This window comes from Enterobacter sp. 301B (assembly GCF_003850715.1).
Lineage (GTDB): Bacteria > Pseudomonadota > Gammaproteobacteria > Enterobacterales > Enterobacteriaceae > Enterobacter > Enterobacter intestinihominis.
Genome location: NZ_PQTC01000059.1, coordinates 1 through 2,845, shown reverse-complemented (window position 1 = coordinate 2,845; position 2,845 = coordinate 1). Strand labels below are relative to the sequence as shown.

General features: G+C 32.3%; 3 protein-coding genes and 1 pseudogene. 1 reads left to right on the top strand and 3 read right to left on the bottom strand.

The genetic code is table 11. The annotated features are described in order from the left end of the window. The 3 genes and pseudogenes from C3451_RS24460 to C3451_RS24045 all read right to left on the bottom strand — a co-directional run. Positions 1–267, bottom strand: a pseudogene (locus C3451_RS24460) (hypothetical protein); the annotation flags it as partial. Positions 268–313: 46 nt separating this feature from the next. Continuing rightward, a complete protein-coding gene (locus tag C3451_RS24050; RefSeq protein WP_071698745.1) occupies positions 314–520 on the bottom strand; it encodes a hypothetical protein in 207 nt (68 codons plus the stop codon). 3 nt (positions 521–523) lie between these two features. After that, on the bottom strand, positions 524–1,426 hold the full coding sequence (locus tag C3451_RS24045) for a hypothetical protein (protein ID WP_124302410.1): 903 nt from the start codon (positions 1,424–1,426) through the stop codon (positions 524–526). A gap of 345 nt (positions 1,427–1,771) precedes the next feature. Here C3451_RS24045 and C3451_RS24040 point away from each other — a divergent pair. Next, positions 1,772–2,845 (top strand): AAA family ATPase (locus tag C3451_RS24040; RefSeq protein ID WP_240034233.1); only part of this gene is annotated, 1,074 nt, incomplete at its 3' end.

Here is a 2,845-nt window from a genome sequence, read left to right as displayed (position 1 = left end):
ATTGGGTAATGTTTTTAAAGTTAGTAAGGCAGTTGTTAGAGCACTTACTGAAAATAAAACAGTATCATTTGCTGATTTAATCAGATCACGTTCAGTTTTATTTTTTAATTCTACCAAACGATAAAAGAAAGGGATAACAATACAAATTGGAAAAACTAATAAATATGGTGAGCTAAGGTCAAAGAAAAAAAATAATATTATGAGAACAAATAATAATTTTATGCTTTTTTTGTACGTGTCTATCAGCGGTTTTGGAATTTTTTTCATAATTTTATTCATTTTTAATTGAGCCAGCAGTGGCTGGCTCTAGTGGTTAGGCTGCCAGACCTTCATTGGGGCGATCTGAATCTTCTCTGCTATCTTTTTCAGCAGCATAAGTAGATTCACGTGACTTAGTAGACATCCCTGAGCCGTAGATCTTCTGAGCTTCACTATTTTCTGGTTTCCAAGCCCAGTTTGAAACATCTACTTTTTGTTCCGATTCCATTTTTTCAAGAAAATTTAAACCAAATACATTCATAGTTCACCTGCTATTTGAAGTTAACCAATTTGCAATGGACCCGGAAATATCCATGCCGGATAAATCTTCGATCCACAACCATTGACCAGCAGAATTCACCTCTAAGAACCACCAGTCATTATTTTCATCAACGATGAAATCTAAAGCCCCATATCGAAGGTTTAACTTAGACATTAAGGAATTTATTTTTTCCTTCACCGAAGTGGGGGCATCAATTTTCCAGTGCGGTGTATTAGGTATATCGTATCTACGCCAATCTATTTTTGCCTTGTTTGAATGCTGAGAGTCTATAGCACAAGCAAAATGTTCATCTTCAATTACTGTGTATCTAACTTCAAATTTTTTATTAACATATTTTTGAAGAGTAATTGGATTTTCTGAATAGTTTGCAAAACTTTCTAATTGTTCTAAAGTTATTTTGTTTACATATAGACCTAATAACTCACCTGATTCAGAGATATACATATCTTGAGACATGAATTTAAGAACCGAATCAGGGTAAGTAGTTAAGAAATTTTTGAGGTCTTCTTTGGAGTTTGAAGTTATAAATAGTGGATTATTTAGCCCAACTTCATTAGCTATTTTGTGTTGAAAATACTTGTTATCAGCGAGAGTTGCATCTCTTACATGATTAAACCAGCAACTTTCAGATAATGCATTATATAGACCAAAAAGGCTTTTATTCCATTCAGATCGCCATAATCTGAAACCATTACTTTGATCTTGCTGTTGTTCAGAATTGACTTGAACAGATACCCGCCTTGGCCAAACACATTTTACGGATGAATTTTTGATTGTTTTTCCGTTCTGGGAGATAGTCCATTCAGAGCCATCAAAGCTAATTTTTGTATCTTTAAGGGCTTCTATATCTAAATTCAAACGGAAATAGTTATCACCGAGTTTCATCGAAACTATGTCTGCATGAACATCGTTACTGTCAGTAAGTATCAAGATCATTGTTAGGATGTATCTGAATTTTTTTGTTTACTTAATATCCGATAGTTATGTTTCATCGTCAATATTAATTTTTATTGAATATAAGGTATTGATTTAAAAGTAGTTTAATCACCGCATTGGTTTTCATAATGTAATTTACATATGGTATTATATCATTTCTTTTAGTCTTTCTTGTAAATTACCTTGCTTTTACTTGACTTAGTCAGACTTTTGTACTCGATAGCTTTGTGCTTCTTGTGGCTATGGAGTAATCTAATGTGTAATAAAACTATGCTAAGGAACCAATCGATTACTATGTATATCAATAAATTAGCTATTAGAAATTATAAAAACTTTCGAAGCTCAAATTTCTGCTTTGTTAAAAACTCAGTGAATACAATTATCGGTGAGAATGCTTCAGGTAAAACAAATTTGTTTAATGCTATGCGATTGATTCTTGATGACTCACTTCCAATGAATTCAAGAGTTCTATCAGGTGAAGATTTTTATCGTGGCTTAAATGACCCCTTCGGGCACTGGATTATTATCACAATGTATTTTGATGATTTAAGTGAATCTGAAGAAGAACAGGTTATTGCGAACTATACAATAAATAATGGTAACGAAGAGGCATTAAAAGAAGGAAATTATACATTTATATATCGCCCAAGATTTCATATTAGGCAAAAGCTATACGAGTTAACTGTAGATAATAAAGATTTAGAATCAAGATTAGAGGCTTTTACAGAGTTGAAATCAACTTGTATAATATCCAAAGAGACTTACGAGGCTGTCGCTTTTGTTAGAACAAAAGTTGATTTTAATAATGACGAAGTTTATAAGCAAGTAGTTGGGGATTTTGAAAATTACATTTTTTCAAATCCCAATGAAGATGATGCTACAGTCATTGGTGTAAAAAAACCGCCATACTTCGCCTTAGGTAGTGAAGTTGCTTGTACTTATGTCAAGGCTCTTCGCAACGTGGTAGCTGATTTAAAGTATTATAAAACTAATCCACTGTATAAATTGCTCACTTTAAAAAGCAAACAAATTGATGATAGAAAAGATATTTCTGAGAATGTTAAGAACATTAATGAACAAATTTCAGCAATTCCTGAAATTGCTCGACTAAGTAATAAAATATCAACATCTTTACTTAATACGGTTGGCTCAACATATTCGCCAAAAATATTGGTTTCATCACAACTACCAGAAGATTTTACTGAATTAATCCAATCACTTGGATTAGTAGTCGAGGATTCTTTAGATTATGACGGTTCAGGAAGAATTGATGATTTAAGTCTTGGGGGGGCAAATTTAATATATTTGGCTTTAAAATTATATGAGTATGAAGAAATTAGAGATGCTGAAGAGCATATAACTCATTTC

Coding starts and splice junctions, on each gene's coding strand:
- C3451_RS24050 (WP_071698745.1), bottom strand. CDS start 520: ATGAATGTATTTGGTTTAAATTTTCTTGAAAAAATGGAATCGGAACAA.
- C3451_RS24045 (WP_124302410.1), bottom strand. CDS start 1,426: ATGAAACTCGGTGATAACTATTTCCGTTTGAATTTAGATATAGAAGCC.